Source organism: Alteromonas gilva (assembly GCF_028595265.1).
GTDB classification, from domain to species: Bacteria; Pseudomonadota; Gammaproteobacteria; order Enterobacterales; family Alteromonadaceae; genus Alteromonas; species Alteromonas gilva.
Genome location: NZ_JAQQXP010000002.1, coordinates 353,514 through 370,232 on the forward strand (window position 1 = coordinate 353,514; position 16,719 = coordinate 370,232).

Here is a 16,719-nt window from a genome sequence, read left to right on the forward strand (position 1 = left end):
CTAAAGCAGATAGTTCGGCACGACTATTTACTGTTGGTACTTTCAAAAATCTTGTCAGCAGAGGCTTCGACAAACCCCTGATACAACTCGCCATTCGGTAAGTTGTAGCGCTGGGCAAACTCATAAAAACAGCTTGGAATGGTAAGTGAGCCATCGCTAAACTCGAGTTCGACCTGATCAGCCATGGTCGATGACTGTGCCAGATGTACCGACTCGCCGCCCTTAATTTCGCCGCCCGAAGTATTTAATACAAAACCGGCTTCTTTGAGAAGCGTGTTGACCTCAGCCAAACTTGTTAAGTTGCTTAAGTGATTCACACTGACTGTAAAGTGGTTAGCCCGGTAGCCCCATGCTGCCAGCCAGCTGGCATATTCTGACTCACTGGCAAGCGATTGGTACTCTTTGCTGGAAAGCTGCCAATGGCGGCCTGAATACAGAAAATTATCAGCGTCCACAATGCTGGCAGGCATTTGCTCTACCAAACCTTCAATGATGTGTTGGGTTTGGGTGGAAAACTCTGCTAGCCGCAATTCGCTAATGAACACTTTGGGCTGATCCTTATCCGGGTGCTCATAGTGCTTCGCCGTGACCTTTTTGGCTTTAAAATCGTAGTCACCTTTTGCCTCATAGCCGAGTGCCAGAAAATGTTCTGCTAAATGGTTAAGGCGGGTTTTGTCTAAGTCAAAGGTACGAAATGCCACGTGATCGTTGACAATCTGAGGGCTGTTTTCTTCGCCGGTGAGCAGTTTATGGATCCGCTTAGCACTAGGCGTGATCTGCACGTAATCCTGCCAAAGTGCAGAAAATAGGGCATCGATATTGTTATGCATGGTTAATTTCCCTCCGGGGATTCCCTGTTAACAGGTTGTTGCCGGTTGTCGTGTCATCCGGCAATACCTGCGATCTGAGTTGCGCTATCTGCGCGCCTTATAGCTTAAGGCCGGGGCTGAGCGTACCGGGTAATGTTACCTGCTCCAGCTCTACCGACGCAACCGGATAGGCACAGTAGTCAGCGGCATAGTAAGCGCTGGCACGATGATTACCGCTTTCACCAATACCACCAAAAGGTGCAGCGCTGCTGGCGCCAGTGATTGGACGGTTCCAGTTGACGATACCCGCGCGAATATGGCTAAAGAAATGCTGGTAGTCAGCTTCGCTGTCGCTGAGCAGGCCTGCTGATAACCCGAAGCGGGTATTATTGGCTTCGGCAATGGCCTCATCAAAGCTGGTGTAGCGGATGACTTTAACCAGTGGCCCAAAGTGTTCTTCATCGGGCATACTGTCAAGAATGTCGGTAACGTCAATGATGCCAGGCGATACCAGGCCGGTGTTTGTATCGAGGTGCTTTAACTCGAGCAGTGACTTGGCGCCCAGCTGTTGTAACGATTGCTGAGCCGCTACCATTCCTTTTGCTGCAGCAACACTGATCATGGCACCCATAAACGGCTGTGGGTCGGCGTCATAGTGACCCACCGAAATATTGGCGGTGGCCGCCACTAACGCATCCACTAAAGCGTCACCCGCCGGGGTGGCCGGAATAAATAAGCGGCGCGCACAGGTGCAGCGCTGGCCTGATGTCACAAAGGCTGACTGAATAATATCGTGAACCGCGGCTTTGGTATCGGCCACATCGGTCACAACGAGCGGGTTATTGCCGCCCATTTCAAGGGCCAGTATTTTGCCAGGATGACCGGCAAACTGTTCGTGCAGTAGTTTACCGGTACGTGAACTGCCGGTAAAAAACAAACCGTCGATATGCGGGTGTGCCGCCAGCGCTTTACCGGTGTCGACTTCGCCTTGCACCAGGTTTAATACGCCGTCGGGTATACCAGCCTGCTGCCAGAGCTCAACGGTTTTTTGCGCCACTGCCGGAGTGAGATCGCTGGGTTTAAACACCACTGTGTTGCCGGCGATTAATGCCGGTACGATGTGGCCATTGGGTAAATGACCAGGAAAGTTATAGGGGCCAAAAACGGCTACCACACCGTGGGGCTTATGACGAATAAAGGCCTTGCCTACCGGCATCGGGTTTTCGACAGTGCCGGTGCGTTCGTAATAGGCTTTTTCCGAAATGCCTATTTTACCGATCATGGCGCCGACTTCGGTAGCGGTTTCCCACAGCGGTTTGCCCGTTTCCTGTGCAATCAGGGCGGCAAATTCAGTTTTGTGTTCGCCAAGCAGTTCAGCAAACTTTTTAATGATGGTCAGCCGTGCTTCGACACTCATCGCTGACCAGGCTGGCAGTGCCGTACGCGCTGCGGATATGGCCTTTTCTACCTGTGCAGCAGAGGCTGCATTACCCTGCCAGAAGGTGTCATTTTTGGTGGGATCCACAGATGCTATCGCTGCACCTTCACCAGCTAACCACTGGCCATTAATAAAATGTATGGTTTGTTGCATAATATTCTGTCCTGATAATGGTGTTGTAAAGCGCAACCCGGTCATTTGCTGCGTTAGTTGCGGGGCTTGACCGACGCGTAGCGAATCGCATCGCCTTCTGCGATATTGAGTGCGGCAGCGGCTTTATGAGAGATAACCGCTAAGCCGGTTTTCTCATCGAAACTGACATCGGCGACCACTGCTCTGAAATCATTTATTTTCGTATTGATGATATAACTTAACTCACCAACCTGGGCGGCAGACTGATCGTCTAAATGAACGTTCACCCGACGACTACGCTGCGCGGTATTGATGTGGCTGAGCCGGGCCTCAACGGTGGGGCCGGCATCAAAGATATCCACATAGCCGCGACAACTAAATCCCTCTTCCTGAAGCAAACGCAATGCAGGCTCGGTTTTTTGGTGGACCTTGCCAATCACGCTTTGTGCTCGTTGACTCAGCAGATTCACATAGATGGGATATTTAGGCATTAACTCGGCAATGAACACCTTATTGCCGATACCGGTAAGGTAATCAGCCGTCGGGAAATCCATTGAGAAAAAGTGCGCCTCAAGCCATTCCCAAAAAGGCGAGCGTCCGTTTTCGTCGCTGACACCGCGCATTTCGGCGATGACAATTTCGGCGAAACGTTCCCGGTGCTCTTCCATAAACAAAAAGCGTACCTTCGACAAAAAGCGTCCATTAACGCCTTTTCTGGCGCTCTCGCGCAGAAACAGCGTACAGATTTCGCTGACCCCGGTATAGTCATTACAAAAGGTTAAAATCTCAACCGTATTGTGTATATTCAGCTCGCGTGACGCGTGGACCACTTTGCCGAGGTGGTAATGATAGAATGCATCGTCGATACCGACCGCTGCTTCGATGCCTGTGGTACCGACTACCTCGCCAGTAATGACGTCTTCCATCACAAACAAATAAGACTCGTTACCGGGCGCTGACACGTCGCGACCAAACGCGTCAATCGATTTATTGATTTTGCGTTTTAACAGTGCTTCGTTGACCGGTAGTGAGGTAAAGCCGATGCCTGACTCTTCGGCTACCGCATACAACGAGTCATAGTCACTTAATTTGATTGGGCGAATGATGTACATTACCTCTCCCCAGCGCCTTATTTGGCTGCAACGACACTAGCGATAGCGCGCTCAAAACGACTGAGCCCTTCACTGATGTCGGCCTCGGGTATAACCAGTGACGGCGCAAAACGCACCACATTGGCCCCGGCAACCAGACACATTAAATGCTCGGTGGTTGACGCGTCGAGGAACTGTCTGGCCTGGCCCGTAAAGTCATCATTGAGTGCACAGCCGAGCAACAATCCCTTACCGCGAATTTCACTAAATACGTGATGCTTGGCATTAATGGTGGCCAGAATATCGCGGAATTGCTGTTCTTTTTGCTTCACGCCTTCCAGTACAACAGGATCGTTAATGACATCAAAGGTCCGTTCGGCTACCGCACACGCCAGAGGATTACCGCCGTAAGTGCTGCCATGTGTGCCGGGTTTTAAGTGTTGAGCAATTTCTGTTGTGGTCAGCATCGCACCGATGGGGAAACCACCACCGAGTGACTTCGCCGTGGTCAGAATATCGGGTACCACATCCAGCCCCATGTACGCATACAGGTGGCCGGTTCGACCCATACCGGATTGCACTTCATCGAAAATAAGCAAGGCATTGTGCTTGGTGCATAGTTCACGAACCCCTTTTACAAAGTCCGGATCGGGCGAAATAATGCCGCCTTCACCTTGTAGAGGTTCCATCATCACTGCACAGGTGTCATCGTCGATAAGCGCCTCAAAGGCCGCTAAATCGTTATAATTGCAGTGTTCTACCGCGCCGGGCTTAGGACCAAAACCATCTGAATACGCAGGTTGTCCGCCAACGGTAACGGTAAAGAAAGTACGACCATGAAAACCCTGGGTAAAGGCAATGATTTTTTGTTTATGTTCGCCAAACTTTTCCAGCGCATACCGACGAGCCAGTTTTAACGCAGCTTCGTTTGCTTCTGCACCGGAGTTAGCAAAATACACCCGCTCAGCAAAAGTATGTTCGGTGAGCTTGCTGGCCAGACGTAACGCCGGCTCATTAGTAAACACGTTGCTCAGGTGCCATAACTTTTGACCCTGTTCGGTGAGTGCACTGACCAGTTCCGGGTGGCAGTGACCTAACGCATTCACAGCAATCCCACCGGCAAAGTCGATATACTCATTACCTGCCTGATCCCAAACGCGCGAACCAACACCACGCACCGGTACCATCTGGGCAGGGTTGTAGTTAGGCACCATGACTTGATCAAACGTTTCGCGGGTTACATGCATTTTATCACCTCAAACTGTCGGTATTAGGTGTTATTTAGGCTCGAAATAGCCATGAAATGACACCATTGATTCGTCTTAAAGCACGCCAGTATGCCACTATCCAGTGTCTTTGTCTTCTATGATAACAGCAGTAAAACATAGCAAAATCAAGGCCTGTGGCTTATATTGCATAAAAAGTGAATAACTACCCACTACAATGCATAAGGCGCTGCAGAGGGGCTCATTAGTCTGTAAAATGCCGCTCGCGGCTTATCATCCTGCCGAACCATTAAATCGCGACAATTTGTGTGATGCATGATTATGAGAGAAAAAAAACGAAAAAAATGCCGTGACGCTGTAAGCATCCGGTTACATATCGCTCAATACCTGCAGTTGCCTGAGGTCAGTGTTATCAAGTGTCAGGCGAGTTGATGGTGGTAACGCACAACCGGTCAAAAAGGTGTTGGCCTCATTATCAACAAACAAGTGATTGTCTTTGAGCATACGGTATTTCGCGTAATAGCGGCTTTGCTGTAATAGTTGCGCCGCGGGTGAAGTCTCTTCCAGTAGCAAGTCAGCAGTGAGCTGCTTAACAGGGGCGGTATAATGAAGTTGTTTGAATGCCATGTAGTCGAGCACATTGAGTGTCACCGGGATGCTGTGCTCTGTCAGCAGTGTAATGAGCGCTTTGGGATCGGGTAACAGTTGTACCAGCGCTGAGTGAAGACCGCTCAGTTTGGCTTTTTGTGCATGTGCTAAGAAGTCCAGGTGAACCTGCTCAAACAAGTTAAAGTACAGCCGGGTAATTGCGCTGCGGCCCAGCTCACTCACTAACGGCAACGTAAACGCCGCATAGCGGTCCACCTTATAACGGTCGGCGATAAGATCAGCAGTTTGCGCTGCAACCAGGGTGTATTCCCATACCGTTTGGCTGAGTAGAGGAAAGGGCTCGGTACTAAACGCCAGAGTGTGTTTATACACTAATCCGGGCAGGAGCTGTTTAAGGGTGTCAACGCCCATATAGCTCAGTGCCGTTTTAAGCGTATCCACCATAATGATGTTTCCCCTGGCATCCCGACGGCGATACCGGGGGCGGTTTACCAGTCTGATGAGCTCATCAATCAACCAGGGGATATGGGCAGCCACGGCTTCGACTTTTGAAATTGTCACAGATGGGGTTGCCAGCACGTCAAACAGTACCGTAGTGTCGTCGCCCCAATCCAGCAGCGACTCGCACACACCGGGCGTATCGGCCAGTTGCTGGTGGATTTTTTTGTTAATTATGGCGTGCAGCTGCTGGTTTATTTGCTGCACGTATTCGCTTTGTACCCGGGCTGTTTTGAGTTTTTTCTTTAACGCATCTTTTTCTACTTTTAATAGCTGGCGACGCGTATAGCTTTGTTCGGATTCAGCATAGCTCACTTCACCGGCGAGCGTCCGGCCAATCATTTTCCGGGCTAATTGCGGTGCGATCAACAAATAATCAAAGCGTTTGGCAAAGCTTGGTAATGCCAGCAATTGTTCAGCCATTGGTTGCGTGTTATCTCCTTATTAGTCCCTAATGCAACGCTTTTATTGCCGTCTTCAGTGTCTTGCATTCACCGGTATGCTTCATGACTATGCGACACTGTTTTACAACAGCTCCGGTGAACCTGCCAGTTTGTTAGCCATCAGTACACCGGGTACACCCCCTGGTTGGCGGCGCACCCTGGCGAGTTGTAAAAAATTATCCAGGATCTGATGCCCATACTCAGTGAGCAGCGACTCAGGATGATACTGTACACCCCAAATGGGCAGGGTCCTGTGGCGCAGCGCCATCAGCTCCTGTTGCTGGCCGTCGTGCGTCCAGGCTAATGCCATCAGACAGTCGGGCAACGACTCTGGCGCAATAACCAGAGAGTGATAACGGGTCACCGCAAAAGTCTCTGGTATGTTGTGAAACAGCGGATCACCGGTGTGTTGCACTGCCGACACCTTGCCATGACGAATACGCGCAGCGCCGACAACGGATGCACCAAAGGCCTGGCCAATAGCCTGATGGCCCAGACAAACCCCAAAAATAGGTATCAGCCCGGCAAACTGTTTAATTACCGCCAGGCTGACACCTGCTTCATCAGGCGTACACGGGCCCGGCGATATCACAATACCTTCTACCACAGCGGGGTCGATATCCTCGGGGCGTATGGCATCGTTACGTACTACGCTTAATTCACAACCCAGCTCGGTAAAATAGCGGGCCAGATTGTGACTAAAGGAGTCGTAGTTATCGATTAATAACAGCAATGTCTGCTCTGCACCTGTTATGGCTTGGCAATGAACCCTAGCGCTTCGTAAGTGGACTTAAGCGTTGAGCTGGCTCTGACCTGGGCTTTTTCTGCACCCTGGCGCATCACATCATCCAGATACGCGCGGTCATTGCGCAGTGCATGATAACGCTGCTGTAGAGGCTCTAAAAACGCCACTACGGCTTCTGCCACATCCGATTTTAAGTGGCCATACATTTTATCTTCGTAGGCCGGTACGAGGTCATCAACGGCAGTATTGGTAGCCAGTGACAATAATGTCAGCAAGTTGGTTACGCCAGGTTTTTCGGCCCAGTCAAAATAGATACGCGCCTGCTCATCAGAATCAGTCACCGCACGTTTTATTTTTTTCGCGACTTTTTTAGGTTCTTCCAGCAACCCGATAAAATTGTTGGGGTTGGTATCTGACTTGGACATTTTCTTATCCGGCTCTTGCAAACTCATGATTCGCGCACCGAACTTCGGAATGTGAGGCTCCGGTATGCGAAAGGTCTCGCCATAAATATTATTGAATCGGGTGGCCACATCCCTGGTCAGTTCAAGGTGTTGCTTTTGATCTTCACCCACCGGCACTTCATGGGCCTGATAAAGTAAAATATCGGCCGCCTGTAATACCGGATAGCTGTAAAGACCAACATTTATATTTGCGACGTTTTTGGCTGACTTGTCCTTAAACTGGGTCATTCGATTTAACTCACCCATCTGGGTGTAGCAATTCAGGACCCAGGCCAGCTGCGCATGTTCTGGTACCTGTGACTGCACAAACAGGGTACTTTTTTGCGGATCGATGCCACAAGCCAGATATAGCGCCAGTCCGTCCAGACAGGCTTGCTTGAGCTTTTCCGGATCCTGACGCACGGTAATCGCATGCAAGTCCACCAACATATATAAGCAGTCATGGGTGTCCTGCATCGAAACCCATTGCTTCAGCGCTCCCATATAGTTACCTATGGTTAACTGCCCGGATGGCTGACAGCCGCTCAATACGATTGGTTTTGCACTCATTTATTTTTACCTATTTTGTCACTGACTGATGGGCTGACGACACTGTCGCCAACTCATCGCGCATTTGTTGAATTACCGCTGCATAATCGGGCTGTTTAAAAATGGCAGAACCGGCAACGAACATATCGGCGCCTGCCTCAGCAATGGCTGCGATATTATCGACTTTGACACCGCCGTCAACTTCAAGGCGAATGTTTTGCCCGCTGGCTTCAATGCGTTGTTTTACCATTTTCAGCTTGGTAAGCGTCGACGGGATAAAAGACTGACCGCCAAACCCCGGGTTAACCGACATTAATAATATATGGTGGAGCCTGTCCATCACATGATCGAGATAATGCAACGGCGTGGCCGGATTCAATACCAAACCGGCTTTGCAGCCACTGTCGGCGATCAATTGTAAACTGCGGTCAATATGCTGGCTCGCCTCGGGATGAAAGCTTATGTAAGACGCACCGGCGTCGGCAAACTGAGAAATCAGGCTGTCCACCGGCGACACCATTAAATGCACGTCGATAGGGGCGCTAATGCCGTAGTCTCGTAGCGCTTTGCAAATCATCGGACCGAAGGTCAGATTTGGAACGTAATGATTATCCATTACATCAAAATGAATAACATCCGCGCCGGCTTCGATGACTTTTTCTACGTCCTCGCCCAAACGGGCAAAGTCGGCCGATAAAATGGATGGCGCAATTAGAAATGGTTGCATAGTTGCCCTTATTACTGTGTAGGGTAGATAGGCCAAACCTGTTTAGCAGCAGTCTTTTAAGCCCACTGTTATGTACAGAAAACAACAAATTAGCGTCGTATTATTCAGCCTTTATATTTTAACGGATTATACGCACAGGCAAAAGTTATAATCACGCCCCTTTATGGTGATGGCGCGCCAGATTGGTGCAAGCGTCAATCCCATTAACATTTGTTAAATATTATACGATTTTTGTTGTGCGTATAAAAACACATTTAAAACATATATTTATTTAATTTTAACTGGTAAGTGTTGGCCGTTTAATAAGTGGGCATTAGTTTTGCGTATACCGAAACCATAATAAGAAAAATGCAGACAGAAAAGTGATTTAAATAAAAACACTTACGCGATATTTATACGGAGAACACACATGAAATTTAATAAAACACTGGTAACTTTAGCTGTCGTTGGCTCTTGCCTGACTTCACAAGCCGCACTGGCCGATAGCTTTTCTGCGAATGTTAGTGTTGCTAATAACTACATCTGGCGTGGTTTAACGCAAACCACCAACGAACCTGCGGTATCTGGTGGTATTGACTACGCCAGTGACAGCGGTTTTTATGCGGGTACCTGGGCTTCAAACGTTCAGTACGGTTCAGATGATGTTTATTCTTATGAACACGACCTGTACCTTGGTTTTGCCGGTGAGTCAGGTGATATCAGCTACGATTTCGGTTACCTGTACTATAACTATGACGAAGAAGCTGGTTTCGACTTTGGCGAGATTTACGGCACAGTTGGATACGGCGGTTTCAGCGCTACTTTATACGTGCTGGCAAATGCTGAACCAGATGAAGGTGTAGATCAGGACTTCGGTTTTGGCTCAACCACTTATTTGTCGCTTGATTATGGCTTTGCGCTTGCGAGTGGCACAGAGATTGGCTTGCATGCAGGCTCACACCAGGGCGACTTTAACGAAGCCTTTAACGGCGTACCAGGCGATTATCGTGATTTCGCAGTAACGGTTTCCAACGGTGGTTTTGCATTTATGATAAGCACCACTGATTTGGATGACGCAGGTCCAGACGCCACAGATAATGATTCTGTTAAATATACAGTGTCTTACTCTGTTGATTTCGAGCTGTAAGTAAACACATTTAACCCTTACCGGGTGAACATGTTATGCACGCAAAGGCCACACTGAAAAGTGTGGCCTTTGCACATTGAACGAAAATAACATTGCTTGCAAAAGCAAACTGGTTATAATTAGCACAACGGATTTGTTTTTTCAGGATTGGATGATATGGCAAAGTTAAAGAAAAGCTTAAACTGGAGAGTGGCGATCGCTGTATGTACAGTGGTTCTGTTGACCAGTGGCTTTAACATTGCTACCAAACCTATAGCCGATGACTGCTTACCCAATGCCGTGTTCGACACCGAACAGGTGAGTTGGGTTGCATGGCTGACCGGGCGCTCCAGTTCTTACCGTTTTCACTTCTTAGACTTACTTGAATTAATGTCTCGTCATACAGCCCGGGATAGTGAGTAAGCTCGCCGTATGCGCATTATGGCATCCAAACCTGGTTTACTTCGAATAGTACAAAGTGTTATAGCCAGTGCCTTTGGCGTACAAAGCCATAAAAACTACCAGCAGGATTTTACTCAGTCCAGCGTCGTCCCTTATGTCGTTGTTGGCGTGGTGTTTGTGGTATTGCTTGTTGTGTCGTTGGTTTTGCTGGTGCGTTGGATATTGCCCGCTTAAGGCGCGATAGGGTAAACCGGTTCACCGTGAAAGAGTGCCAGTAACTCCCCCACTGGTTTTCGTGAACTCCCGTTTTGACTAATTGAACGCTTTACATTGAGTGACGTAATTTGCGCGCCCTGGTACATCTGACGGGTCAGTGGCAAGTCGTGGTTAGACACTAACACTGGTATTTGACGCTTAAAGGCTGCCCGCTGAGAGAGCGTGGCCAGTTTGTGCTGGCAACGTAAGCTGAATTGTTTGGCGCTGTAGCTGGTAAAGAGCGCAGTTTTACTCATGGGTGCATAGGGAGGATCGCAATAAATAACGCTGCCTTTACGTGCATACTGAAATACTTTCTCAAAGGGCAGGCAGGTAAATTTAGCGCGCTGGGACTTTTCGGCAAAATGGTACATCTCCCGCTCGGGAAAATAGGGCTTTTTGTAACGTCCAAACGGCACGTTAAAGCGACCTTTTAAGCTGTAGCGGCATAAGCCGTTGTAACCGTGGCGGTTAAGGTAAACAAATAGCAGCGCCCGGTAATGCGCATCCTTGGTTTGGTTAAACTCTTCGCGCAATGCGTAATAGGTGGCTTCGTTGTTATGTTGCGAGGAGAAAAAACCGCGTAAGTCACTAATTAACTCGTCAGGCCGGTTTTTCAGGCGGTTATAAAGGCTGATTAAGTCGGGGTTAATATCATTGAGTACATAGTGCGGGAAATCAGAGTTCAAAAAAACAGAACCGGCGCCAACAAAGGGCTCAATTAATTTCTTGGCCTCCGGCAAGTGCGCATTAATCTGTTCAACCAGACTGTATTTGCCTCCTGCCCATTTGAGGAAAGCCCTGTTTTTACTGACGGCCATTATGCTGGTAACTACTCACTGACGCTTTGATTATTATTGTGTAGCAGAAAAATGATAACAAGAGTCTGCCAGGATTGTGCAAACAAGATTACCCTGCTTGCTAACAACTGAAATTCCTAAGGGTATGATTGTATCTGCCAGTGCTGATCTCGACAACCAGCAATACTTATAAAAGATTAATTTTGCGCGATTAGGCGCTACCATACCCAAATGCGATGGGGATCTGGCGGGCAGGGTAGTGCACTGCTGGCGTCGGTCTAGTTTAATTCAGCGGCTATTTGCGCTTTACGCTTAATAAATGCGTTTTCACTGCCCGGAAATTCAGGCAGCGCAGCGAGGCTTTGCCGGGCAGCCTCTAATGTGGGTGCCGGGGCAGACCACAAAATTACATACCAGTCTCCGCCGTAGCGCCTGGTTTGGTAAATGATAACCTTTGCATAAAGATCATTGTCACTGAGGTAGGTGGCAGCTAGCTGAGCGTCTTGCATACCGGCCAGTTGTATCCAGTAATTAGCCCCTGCGTCTTCAATAAAGCGGCTGTCTGCAATAGGCAAGGAACCGGCGACCGCTGACGAGTTTGCTGGCGGCGGCTCAGGTGCGCTGGCGCTGGCTGGCGAAACAGGTTGCGTGGTCGCGGTGGTCGTCAGGCCCTGCTCAGTGGTGTCTTGTACAGTGTCCTGATCATTCTGCGCATTGGCTGTTACCGCTTCGTCATTGGTTGCTTTTGCTGCTCCGGTACTTTCACTGGCAGTCGTAGCACCGCTTTTGTCGCCTTTGCCTGACGCGGCGGGAATTGTCTTAATCGCATCGCTATAACTGTCGATCACTCTGGGCTGGGCCGTGACTCTGGCCGTGTCTTGCGGCGAAGCAACCGGACTGTCTGGCTCAGCCGCATCCTGTTTTACCACACTCAGCGTACGCGTTGGGGGGGCAACGGCTGTCTGTACTGTCGGCGAAGACGCCTCGCCAGTGTTGGCAGCAGTGTCGATAGGGGCAAACAGAGTTGACAGACTGGTGCCGTACTGCCAACCTAAAATGGCCACAAAACTCGACACAAAGAGTAAACAAATACCCAGCCACAGCCAGGGAGAGCGCAGGCGATTGGGGCGGGCAGATGTGGCGGTCAATGCGCCTTTATCACGGCGGTACTGTTCAAAGGAGGCGCGTTTTTCGGCCAGCATGCGGTCGAGTTCGCTGCCGTAATGCGAACCGGATACCGACTGACTGCTAATGAGCAGAGGCGTGCTGGTATTTTTGGCCGGTAGCCATTGTTTGGCTTCTTCTGCCCAGGCGGTGTCGCCAAACAATAAAACATTCAAATGTTGCTTGTTATTCGCAAACCGGCTTTGGAGCACCAGATCCCACAGTTCCTGTAAAAACGTATCGGGAATATGCTGAGCCTGCGTGATGGTTATTAATACCGGGCCTTCATGGTGGTTAAGGCCCGCTAAAAGCTCATTGAGGGGACGAACGTAGCTGCCCACAACCTGACCGAGCAACTGTTTGCACAGGGTGCCGCGGTAATCAGTAATGTTGAGAGATGGCTCTGCTGTAACAAAGGCAAGTTCGGTACTATCTGACTGTTGAAAAACAAACGACTCCAGCGTGCGTTGCTGCTCAGCAATAGTATCGCCGCTGACAAAAATCAGCTGCGAAGAGTAGTTAACCAGATATTCAAGTCTGCTGTGAAGCTCTGACGCCACCGGAGTGTCCTCATAAGTCGTAATACGCGATAAACGTTAACCCTGCTTAGCCCAACACATCGTCGAGTATCGCCTGGCTAACGTCCTTTGTGACCGTTGCTCTGCCGATACCTTGCGGGATGACAAAACGTATCTGTCCCGCCTCAACTTTTTTATCACGCGCCATGTGTCGCATGTAATCCTGACAGGTCATGCTATCGGGGCCGCGGACAGGCAATTCAAACTGCTGCATTAAGGTCGCAACACGACGGGTTTCTGACGGTGTCAGCCAATCAAGGTGTTCAGCGGTTTTACAAGCAAGTATGATACCAGCCGCAACAGCTTCACCGTGTAACCAGTTGCCGTAGCCTTGCTCAGCTTCGATAGCATGGCCAAAGGTATGGCCCAGATTGAGCAAGGCGCGAATTCCGCCTTCACGCTCATCCTGAGCGACGATCTCTGCCTTAATCTCGCAACACCGAAAAATAGCTTTTGCCAGGATCTCCGGGTTAAGTGCATTGAGCGCCTGCTGGTTGGTGTCGAGCCAGTCAAAAAATTCAGCGTCGTAGATGACACCGTATTTGATGACTTCGGCCATGCCGGCGGCAAACTCTCGTTTTGGCAAGGTATTGAGGGTGGTTATGTCGATGGCAACCAGAATAGGCTGGTAAAAAGCACCGATCATGTTTTTACCCAGCGGGTGGTTTACCGCAGTCTTACCGCCCACGGATGAGTCAACCTGAGATAGCAGGGTGGTTGGTACCTGAATAAAGGGCACGCCACGCTGGTAAGTAGCTGCTACAAATCCGCACAGATCACCAATAACACCGCCACCCAGGGCGATTAAGGTAACATCCCGTGCGGCGTTCATTTCCAGCAGGCGCGTCATTACGACTTCGTATTGTGCCAGGTTTTTATGCTGCTCCCCGTCGGGCAGCGTGATGACATCTGTTTGCTTGTCGCCGCATGCGGCAAGTACCCTGTCCAGATAAAGTGGCGCAACGGTCTCGTTGGTAACGATAACTGCACGCTGACCTTTAATATAAGGCACAAAAAAGCCGGGCTGTGATAACAGTCCGGCTTCAATCTGGATAGGATAGCTACGTTCGTCAAGTTCTACCGTTAAAGTTGACACCCGGGTAGCTCCTTAAATTAATCTATAATCCAATCTTACTGATAATCTGATTTGCCACAGCGCGTGCTGATTGATCGTCAGTCTCTACGACGTAATCGGCTACTTCTTCATAAAGTGGATTACGTAAGTCGGCGAGATCAGTTAACACCTGTTCAGGATCGCCCTTTTGTAGCAACGGACGACGCTTGTCCCGTTGGGTTCTGGCAACCTGTTTATCGATAGTGGTTTGCAGGTACACAACGATACCACGTGCTGATAAGCGATTGCGCACAGCTTTGGTTACAATTGAACCGCCTCCTGTGGCCAGCACAATGCCTTGCTTATCGGTTAAATCGTTGATGACATTTTCTTCGCGCTTGCGGAAACCTTCTTCACCTTCGAGATCAAAAATCCAAGTGATATCGGCGCCAGAACGACGTTCAATCTCCTGATCGGAATCAAAGAACTCGAGGTGTAACTCATCTGCTAAGTGACGACCAATGGTACTTTTACCGGCTCCCATTGGACCAACCAAAAAGATATTACGTTTTTCAGCCATATTTGCTTATTTCACAACTTATTTATGTTAAGGGCAGTATTCACTGTTTTCCTCAACCACCCGTTCACACGTGCTTATTTTGTCGCTAATAAGCACATACACAAAACCTCGTTAAATTTTCGAGAGCGGGATTATCTCAGTTTCTCTGACCGCTATGCAAGTTTTGTTGCAGGGATTAGGGCTAAACCTGCAAAATACGACTTGAAACAGTGTTTTAATGCGTAAAAACTGATAATCGAACAGCACAAAAAGCGAGATTTGAGGCAGCACCGACACTAAATTGGTGCTGCCAGGCTTGATTATAGCGCTTCGGTTACGATTTTGGGCGTAACAAATATGAGTAATTCACGTTTTTGATAGACCGTAGAGCTGTTTCGAAATAATCCACCAACAACGGGTAAATCGCCGAACAACGGTACTTTGCTAACATCGTTACTATTGACCTGCTGAAAAATACCGCCCAGGACAATTGTTTCGCCATTCTCGACCAATACCTGGGTTTTGATTTCCTGAGTATCGATGGCTACGGCATCACCGGTGGCGGTCTGAACGGTCTCACCGCGGGTATCCTGGGTAACCACCAAATCAAGAATAATACGATTGTCCGGCGTAATATGTGGGGTCACCTTTAAACTTAACACCGCTTTTTTAAATTCAACCGAGGTCGCGCCGCTTGAGGTCGCCTGTGAGTAGGGTATTTCGGTGCCCTGCTCAATATAAGCCTCTTGTTGATTAGCGACAGTAATACGCGGACTGGCGATGATTTCACCTTTGTTTTCTGATTCCAGTGCGGACAGTTCTAAATCGAGAATCGTGCCGTCTGCCAGACTGGCAATTTGAAAACCGATACTGCCAGCCGGGCCGCTCACCGGTAAGTTCACATTCAGCCGGTCACCCAAAGACGGCACCACGCCGGCGGCAATCCTATCGGCCCCTTCCAGGGAGCCTGAGATACCGTTATCGCTCTGCCGGTCAGAAAATCCCCAGCGCACGCCCAGCTGTTCGTCGACGTTGTCCCTTACTGTTACCATGCGTGATTCAATCAGTACTTGTTTAACCGGAATATCCAGCGAACGAATAACACGTCGCGCTTCATCTATCGACGCCTGGGTATCGCGTACCAGGATGGTGTTAGTGCGGTTATCTACCGACACCGCGCCACGCTCGGTTAATATGCCTGCGGCACCTTCTTCACTCTTGAGTATGCCAGCCAGCTCGGAGGCCTTGGCGTAATTCACCGTTATACTGGCCGAGGCCAGTGGCGCCAGCTCGGCGGCTTGCTGATCGGATTGCAACTTCTGGGTTTCACGCTGAGATAATTCGTCACTGGGGGCAATCAGCAGAATGTTACCCTCCTGACGCTTGTCCAGGCCTTTGATTTGTAAAATCATGTCCAAAGCCTGATCCCAGGGCACCCCGGTTAAGCTGATCGACACGTTACCGGAGACGGTATCAGTCGTGACTAAATTAAACCCATTTACTTTGGCAATGATTTGCAGCACCTGACGTACCGGCACATCCTGGAAATCCAGCGAGATGGGCTCGCCCTTGTACTGGCTGTTTTTTAACTTGTCGCGCTGTTCCTGGCTCATTGGCGTAATGGTGACGGTAACCGTGTTGCCATCTTTGCTGGTGTCAGTGGTAACAATGCCATTGTAATCAAACTCTATACGACTGGCCGTTTGGTCCTGAAATGTTTCAATGCTGGTGAGCTGTGTACCAAAAGATACAACGTCCAGTTCAACTAACTGATCTTCGGCCAGCGATGTACGCGGTAACGTAAGCAGCAACTTACCGTTAGCCTCAACAAATTCAGGCACTGCGTTATTATTATCAAAAGTCAGTGTAGTAACTGCGCTGCCATCGGCCCCTCGGGTAAAAGCAATATCCTGCAATTGTGACGTAAACACTAACTCTGCATCGGCGTTAGGATTGATCAGCTGTGGTGATTGTTGCGCGCTCGCATTCAGTGCGAAAACATGGCAAAAGAGCATAAAAATGCCCAGCCATGCTGGCCGTGAGGATTGCCCGTTAAGGCAGTTGTTACAGATATATCGCTTAAACATCTCGT

General features: G+C 49.4%; 16 protein-coding genes. 3 read left to right on the plus strand and 13 right to left on the minus strand.

Translation table 11 applies throughout. The annotated features are described in order from the left end of the window. Positions 1-23: 23 nt before the first annotated feature. The 8 genes from OIK42_RS15195 to rpe form a co-directional block, all read right to left on the minus strand. Positions 24-830, minus strand: coding sequence for a DUF1338 domain-containing protein (locus OIK42_RS15195; RefSeq protein ID WP_273641895.1), 807 nt, complete (start codon positions 828-830; stop codon positions 24-26). A gap of 97 nt (positions 831-927) precedes the next feature. Then, positions 928-2,400: a succinylglutamate-semialdehyde dehydrogenase gene (gene astD, locus OIK42_RS15200; protein WP_273641896.1), complete on the minus strand. Its 1,473-nt coding sequence runs from the start codon at positions 2,398-2,400 to the stop codon at positions 928-930. A gap of 53 nt (positions 2,401-2,453) precedes the next feature. Further along, positions 2,454-3,491, minus strand: a complete 1,038-nt coding sequence (astA, locus tag OIK42_RS15205) for an arginine N-succinyltransferase (RefSeq protein WP_273641897.1) — start codon at positions 3,489-3,491, stop codon at positions 2,454-2,456. 17 nt (positions 3,492-3,508) lie between these two features. Continuing rightward, entirely contained in the window at positions 3,509-4,717 is a 1,209-nt protein-coding gene (locus OIK42_RS15210; protein WP_273641899.1) for an aspartate aminotransferase family protein, read from the minus strand. A 348-nt stretch (positions 4,718-5,065) separates the two neighbouring features. Then, a complete protein-coding gene (locus OIK42_RS15215) occupies positions 5,066-6,226 on the minus strand; it encodes an HDOD domain-containing protein (protein WP_273641900.1) in 1,161 nt (386 codons plus the stop codon). A 102-nt stretch (positions 6,227-6,328) separates the two neighbouring features. Then, positions 6,329-6,979: an anthranilate synthase component II gene (locus OIK42_RS15220; RefSeq protein WP_273641901.1), complete on the minus strand. Its 651-nt coding sequence runs from the start codon at positions 6,977-6,979 to the stop codon at positions 6,329-6,331. 17 nt (positions 6,980-6,996) lie between these two features. Then, positions 6,997-8,004: a tryptophan--tRNA ligase gene (gene trpS, locus OIK42_RS15225; protein ID WP_273641903.1), complete on the minus strand. Its 1,008-nt coding sequence runs from the start codon at positions 8,002-8,004 to the stop codon at positions 6,997-6,999. Between the two features lie 10 nt (positions 8,005-8,014). After that, on the minus strand, positions 8,015-8,710 hold the full coding sequence (gene rpe / locus OIK42_RS15230) for a ribulose-phosphate 3-epimerase (protein ID WP_273641904.1): 696 nt from the start codon (positions 8,708-8,710) through the stop codon (positions 8,015-8,017). A gap of 409 nt (positions 8,711-9,119) precedes the next feature. Between rpe and OIK42_RS15235 the strand changes: the two genes are divergently transcribed. From OIK42_RS15235 to OIK42_RS15245, 3 genes are all read left to right on the plus strand, one after another. After that, positions 9,120-9,836 carry a TorF family putative porin gene (locus tag OIK42_RS15235; RefSeq protein ID WP_273641905.1) on the plus strand — a complete coding sequence of 239 codons (717 nt, stop codon included), beginning with the start codon at positions 9,120-9,122 and terminating at the stop codon, positions 9,834-9,836. 156 nt (positions 9,837-9,992) lie between these two features. Further along, on the plus strand, positions 9,993-10,238 hold the full coding sequence (locus tag OIK42_RS15240; protein ID WP_273641906.1) for a hypothetical protein: 246 nt from the start codon (positions 9,993-9,995) through the stop codon (positions 10,236-10,238). Positions 10,239-10,256: 18 nt separating this feature from the next. Further along, positions 10,257-10,451: a DUF2970 domain-containing protein gene (locus tag OIK42_RS15245; RefSeq protein WP_273641907.1), complete on the plus strand. Its 195-nt coding sequence runs from the start codon at positions 10,257-10,259 to the stop codon at positions 10,449-10,451. Here the strand turns inward: OIK42_RS15245 and OIK42_RS15250 are convergent. From OIK42_RS15250 to OIK42_RS15270, 5 genes are all read right to left on the minus strand, one after another. Further along, complete coding sequence (locus tag OIK42_RS15250; RefSeq protein ID WP_273641908.1) at positions 10,448-11,293, minus strand: Dam family site-specific DNA-(adenine-N6)-methyltransferase; 846 nt, start codon at positions 11,291-11,293, stop codon at positions 10,448-10,450. The genes OIK42_RS15245 and OIK42_RS15250 overlap by 4 nt on opposite strands. A 257-nt stretch (positions 11,294-11,550) precedes the next feature. After that, positions 11,551-12,996: an SPOR domain-containing protein gene (locus OIK42_RS15255; RefSeq protein ID WP_273641909.1), complete on the minus strand. Its 1,446-nt coding sequence runs from the start codon at positions 12,994-12,996 to the stop codon at positions 11,551-11,553. 46 nt (positions 12,997-13,042) lie between these two features. Beyond that, positions 13,043-14,110 carry a 3-dehydroquinate synthase gene (aroB, locus tag OIK42_RS15260; protein WP_273641910.1) on the minus strand — a complete coding sequence of 356 codons (1,068 nt, stop codon included), beginning with the start codon at positions 14,108-14,110 and terminating at the stop codon, positions 13,043-13,045. 22 nt (positions 14,111-14,132) lie between these two features. After that, positions 14,133-14,648 (minus strand): shikimate kinase AroK, encoded by a 516-nt coding sequence (aroK, locus tag OIK42_RS15265; RefSeq protein WP_273641911.1) that lies wholly within the window; start codon positions 14,646-14,648, stop codon positions 14,133-14,135. A gap of 299 nt (positions 14,649-14,947) precedes the next feature. Next, positions 14,948-16,714 (minus strand): type IV pilus secretin PilQ, encoded by a 1,767-nt coding sequence (locus tag OIK42_RS15270; protein ID WP_273641913.1) that lies wholly within the window; start codon positions 16,712-16,714, stop codon positions 14,948-14,950. Between the last annotated feature and the right edge of the window lie 5 nt (positions 16,715-16,719).